This window comes from Methylobacterium sp. J-090, assembly GCF_022829345.1.
Taxonomy (GTDB): Bacteria; Pseudomonadota; Alphaproteobacteria; order Rhizobiales; family Beijerinckiaceae; genus Methylobacterium.
Genome location: NZ_JAKSXV010000076.1, coordinates 1 through 5,381 on the forward strand (window position 1 = coordinate 1; position 5,381 = coordinate 5,381).

A 5,381-nucleotide genomic window follows, 5' to 3' on the forward strand; every position below is an offset into this window, starting at 1 on the left:
CGCTCGCCGCCGCCGATGAACAGGCTTCTAGGGACACCCAGCCGGCCCGTCAACGCCGAAATGACAGCGGGATGCGTTTTTTACGACACCCGCGCGACACCCCCGGCACAACCCCCTGAAAACACACGGAAACGGTGTTGCGGATCATCGGTGCTCCACGGGCCCCGGCCTCGTAGGATCAGGGAATCGGACCGGCGCGTGAAACGGGCAGGGGAGGGGCGCGACGCCGTTCGGGTTTGACACCACTGTAGGTGCCGTGGACACCGCCGGACAGGGCTGCCCGTCGGTGGTGCCCTAAACCCTTTGTCCGGAACGAAAGACAGCTGCCTTGAGGGATGAATCCGGCGCCGCCCGCATGTCGCCCGCGCGACCGGGCTCTGAGGCCACGGGCGAGGGCGATCCACGCCTCGTCGCCCTGCTGGCGCGGATCGGGTCTCCCGGCGGCGAGGCCTCGCAAGCCGGCGCCCTCGATCTCCAGGGCGTCGACCTCAGGGGTCTCGCCCTCGGGCGCGATGCCCTCGGCGTCCGCGTGCGTGCCGACGCCCCCCCGCCCTGGTGGGACGGCCAGCAGGACGGACTCCGGCTCGCCGGCGCCGATCTGCGCGAGGCGACATTCGAAGAGGTCGACCTATCGGGCGCCAACCTCGCGGGCGCGGACCTGTCCGGCGCGCTCGGCCGTTCGGCCCGCTTCGATGGCGCGGTGCTGGAGGAGGCGAACCTCGGCGGCGCCGATCTCAGCGGGGCTCACTTCACCGGCATGGCCGGCGGCGAGGCCAACTTCGATGAGGCCATGCTGGAGGATGCCCGCTTCGGACAGGCCTCCATGCGGTTCGCCAAGCTGCGCCGCGCGCTCCTCGACGGCGCGGACTTCACCGGCACCGACCTGTGGGGCGCCGACCTCACGGGGGCGGATGCGGACTACACCGTCTTTCGCGGCGCCCGCCTCGACGAGGTCAAGATGGGCAACGTCAATCTCACCTATGCGGATTTCGAGGGCGCCAGCCTGAAGAAGGCGAACCTCGCCGGCTCGCGCCTGCGCGGCGCCAACCTCACCGGGGTCAAGCTCGACGGGGCGACCCTCGACGGGGCCGACTTCTCCGAGACCAGCCTCGTTCGGCTCAACCTCTCCACCTGCTCCTTGACCCACGTGCGCTTCGCGGGCGCCTGGCTCAACGGGACGCGGATGCGCGCCGAGCAGCTCGGCGGCGCCGTCGGCGAAGAGATCGCCAAGGACTACAAGGCCGCCCAGGCGAGCTACCTCGCCCTGGAGCAGAACTTCAAGAGCATCGGCGCCCAGGACGAGGCGAGCTGGGCGTACAAGCGCGGCCGCCGCATGGGCCGGTTCCACGCGGGCGCCGAGGCGCGGGCGGCCTGGCAGGCCCGCTCCGGCCGGGATCTGGCACGGCACGGCTACCAGTGGGTCGCCGACCGCTTCGTCGAGTGGCTGTGCGATTACGGCGAGAGCCTGTCGCGGATCGCGCGGGCCTTCGTCCTCGTCATCGGCTTGTTCGCGGCCCTCTACGGCGTCGCCGGCGGCCTCATCCGCGAGGGCGGCGACGGCAGCCCGACCTACAACGTCCTCGATCTCGTCAGCTACAGCGCCCTCAACATGATGACGGCCAACCCGCCCGAGATCGGCATCAAGCCCGTCGGGCGCTTCACCAACCTGCTGGTGGGCATCGAGGGTGCGGCGGGCATCATCCTCATGGGGCTGTTCGGCTTCATCCTCGGCAACCGCCTCCGGCGCTGACGCGTTCGGCGAGTGCCGGTTTCGCCGGGCTCCTCGCGGAGCCGCCCCCTTCCCCGATCTCCCGCCCAGGCCGCCCGATGACCCCAGCCTCCCCTTCGCGTCCCGCCGGCGGCCGGCGCGAGTCGCGTCTGCTCGCCGGCCTGCCGAGCTCCCCCGTCGCCCTGCTGCTCATCGGCGTCGCCGTGGCGGCGGGCGTCGCGAATTACTGGGTGGGCGAGGCGCGCCGGGTCGAGGGCACGCGCCAGCACGCGATCCTCACCCAGAGCGATCGCCTGCTCGCCAACATGGTCGAGCTCGAGACCGGCATGCGCGGCTACATGCTGTTCGGGGCCGACGAGTATCTCGAACCCTATGACGCCGCTCAGGGCACCCTCGGCGGACAGCTCGACGCCATCGAGGCCCTGACCAAGGATTCCTCCGGCCCGGGTCCCGGACGCCTGCGCGCGTTCGTCGATGCCAAGCGCAGCTTCGCCGCGCGGGTCATCGCCGTGCGCCGGAGCGAGGGCTACGACCCGGCCGTGGTGGTGGCACGGACCGGCGAGGGCAAGCGCACCATGGACGGGGTCCGCGCCGCCGCGAAGGTGATCCAGGACCACGCCAACCTGACGCTGGCCGAGGTCGAGGGCCAGGACCGGACCTGGTCGTTGGTGCTGCTCCTGATCTCCATCGCCTCGGCCCTCGGAGCCGTCGGCCTGCTCGGCCGCCTCGCCCTCGTGCGGCGGCGCGAGGAGCAGCGCATGGCCGTCCTCCTCGACGGGGTGTTCGCCAATGCCCCCGTCGGCCTCGGCTTCCTCGACCGGGACCTGCGCATCCGCCACATGAACCGGGCGCTCGCCACCATGAACGAGCGCGGCTTCGGGGCCGATCTCGGGGCGCCGATCTGGGCGATGCTGCCGACGCTCCAGGAGCAGCTGACCCCCAAGCTCCGGGCCGCCCGCGACGAGGGCCTCGTCACCACCAACGTCGATGTCGCCGTGCCCACACCGAGCGCCCCGCGCGGGGTGCGCCACTTCCTCATGAGCTTCTATCCCCTGCGCGGCAGCTCCGGACCGGCCGGCACCCAGGCCGACGGCGTCGGCCTCGTCGTCTCCGACGAGACCCTGCGCAAGCTCTCCGAGGAGCGCATGCGCCACAGCGAGGAGCGCTTCCGCTCGCTCACGGAGGCCACGGCCTCCATCGTATGGACCACCACGCCCGACGGCGGCTTCGAGGCCGCCCCGTCCGAATGGACCCGCTTCACCGGCCAGACCCCGCAGGCGGCGGCCGGCCACGGCTTCGTCGCGGCGATCTTCCCCGAGGACCGCGACCGCACCATGGCGGCCTGGAACCGGGCGGTGGAAACCGTGTCGCCCTACGAGATCGAGCACCGCATCCGCCGCCACGACGGGTCCTGGCGCTTCATGGCCGCCCGCGCCGTGCCGATCCTGGAGGAGAACGGCAGCATCCGCGAATGGGTCGGCGCCCACACGGACATCACCGCGCGCAAGGAGGCGGAGCTGGCGCTGGCCGCCGCCAAGGAGGCGGCCGAGGAGGCCAACCGCGCCAAGAGCCAGTTCCTCGCCAACATGAGCCACGAGCTGCGCACGCCGCTCTCGGCGGTGATCGGCTACTCGGAGATGCTGCAGGAGGAGATCGAGGATCTCGGCGAGGAGAGCCTCCTCGTCGACATGCGCAAGATCGAGGCGAATGCGCGCCACCTCCTCGGCCTCATCAACGACGTCCTCGACCTCTCCAAGATCGAGGCCGAGCGGATGGAGATCTACGCCGAGACCTTCCCCGTCGCCGAGATCGTCCGCGACGTCGCCTCCACCGTCGAGACCCTCGTCGAGAAGAAGGGCAACACCCTCGCGCTCGAGATCGATGACGGGCTCGGCGAGGCGCACACGGACCAGACCAAGCTGCGCCAGTGCCTCATCAACCTCCTGAGCAACGCGGCCAAGTTCACCGAGGGCGGCCGGATCACCCTCTCGGCCACGCGCAGCGCGGCGAGCGGGACCGGCTGGCTGAGCTTCAGCGTCACCGATACGGGCATCGGCATGAATCCCGAGCAGCAGGCCAAGCTGTTCCAGCGCTTCACCCAGGCCGATGCCTCGACGACGCGGCGCTTCGGCGGCACCGGCCTCGGCCTCGCCATCACCCGCGCCTTCGCCGACATGCTCGGCGGCGCCATCGAGGTGACGAGCCGCGAGGGGATGGGCACCACCTTCACCCTTCGGGTTCCCGCCGATTACGTCAGCACCTCGCCCCTCGAGGCCATCGGGCACGAGGGTGCCCACGCGGCGAGCCGGCTGCCGATCCCCGACATGGCCTCGGGCGGCCACGTCCTCATCATCGACGACGATCCCTCCACCCGCGACCTCCTCGTGCGCTTCCTCGAGAAGGACGGCTTCACCGTGGCGACGGCGAGCGACGGGCGCGAGGGCGTCGAGCGCGCCCGCGCCCTGCGGCCCCGGGTGATCCTCCTCGACGTGACCATGCCGCGCATGGACGGCTGGTCGGTGCTGCGGACCCTGCGGGCCGATCCGGAACTCGGCGCCACGCCGATCATCATGGTCACCGTCCTCGACGAGCAGAACCTCGCCTTCTCGCTCGGCGCCACCGACTACCTCCAGAAGCCCATCGAGTGGGGCCAGTTGAAGACCGCCATGGAGCGGTTCAAGCCCTCGGAGAACGAGGGGCCGGTCCTGATCATCGACGACGATCCGGATGCCCGCGAGCGCATGTCGGCGATGCTGACCCGCGAGGGCTGGCGGGTCGCCTCCGCCGAGAACGGCATCGCCGGCCTCGAGGCGACGGCGGCCAAGAAACCCTGCCTCATCCTCCTCGACCTGATGATGCCGGAGATGGACGGCTTCGGCTTCCTGCGCGCCCTGCGCGCCAAGCCCGAATGGCGCGACATCCCCGTGGTGGTGCTCACCGCCAAGGACGTGACCGCCGAGGACCGCCGCCGCCTCGCGGGCCAGGCCGACCGGGTGCTCCAGAAGGGGCGCCTCGGCCTGAACGACCTGTCGGAGTCGCTCCGGTCGCTGGTGGCGCCGGGAGGGTAGGGGCGCCGTCCGAGCGGCCGGTCGTCAGACCGGCCACGGGCAAAGGGATCGGACCCGTCTTCAGGTCCGCGGGTCGCGGCCCTGCGCCGGTTCCGAGGTCGCGCGCGGGTGCGGCCCCGCCGCCGGGTCCGGCGCGGGGGATGGCCAGGAAACGGGAGACGCGGGACGCCGCGAAACCACGTTTTGGTAAGTTTAGCCGGTCTCCCGGCGTCCCCCGGCCCGGCCCCGCGTCGAGGCCGATCCGTTTTTCGTCACGATGTCTTCTCGGCCTCGGCGACTCGGCTAGTGGCGGCCCTCCTCCGCGCGACGCGACGCCCCTTCGCGGGAAACGCCGGTGCGGCAGCCGACTAATCAGGGCACGGGGCCCCGAGCCCGCCTCGTAGTGGGCGGACCGTCCGTTCTCTCGGTGCGCCCCAGGGTCCCGGAGCCAGCCTCAACACGGCCTCCCCGTCCAGGGCACCTTGCGTCGCCGATGCGGCCCGGGGCGATGGCGAAACCGGGCCATCGACGCGGGGCACCGTCTCCTCCCCCCGAGCCCCCCGACCCGGTCCGCCGGGGGGCCTCCCGTGTGGGCGGCGAGTGGC

Annotated in this window: 2 protein-coding genes; both read left to right on the plus strand. The window is 71.7% G+C overall.

Going from position 1 to position 5,381, the window contains the following annotated elements:
* The first annotated feature begins 355 nt into the window (after nucleotides 1-355).
* Nucleotides 356-1,750: a pentapeptide repeat-containing protein gene (locus MKK49_RS12425; RefSeq protein WP_244028807.1), complete on the plus strand. Its 1,395-nt coding sequence runs from the start codon at nucleotides 356-358 to the stop codon at nucleotides 1,748-1,750.
* Nucleotides 1,751-1,827: 77 nt separating this feature from the next.
* Nucleotides 1,828-4,797: a response regulator gene (locus tag MKK49_RS12430; protein WP_244028805.1), complete on the plus strand. Its 2,970-nt coding sequence runs from the start codon at nucleotides 1,828-1,830 to the stop codon at nucleotides 4,795-4,797.
* The last annotated feature ends 584 nt before the right edge of the window (nucleotides 4,798-5,381 follow it).

What these genes read in the sequence shown, in the direction of transcription:
- MKK49_RS12425 (WP_244028807.1), top strand. Translation starts at nt 356, where the DNA reads ATGTCGCCCGCGCGACCGGGCTCTGAGGCCACGGGCGAGGGCGATCCA.
- MKK49_RS12430 (WP_244028805.1), top strand. Translation starts at nt 1,828, where the DNA reads ATGACCCCAGCCTCCCCTTCGCGTCCCGCCGGCGGCCGGCGCGAGTCG.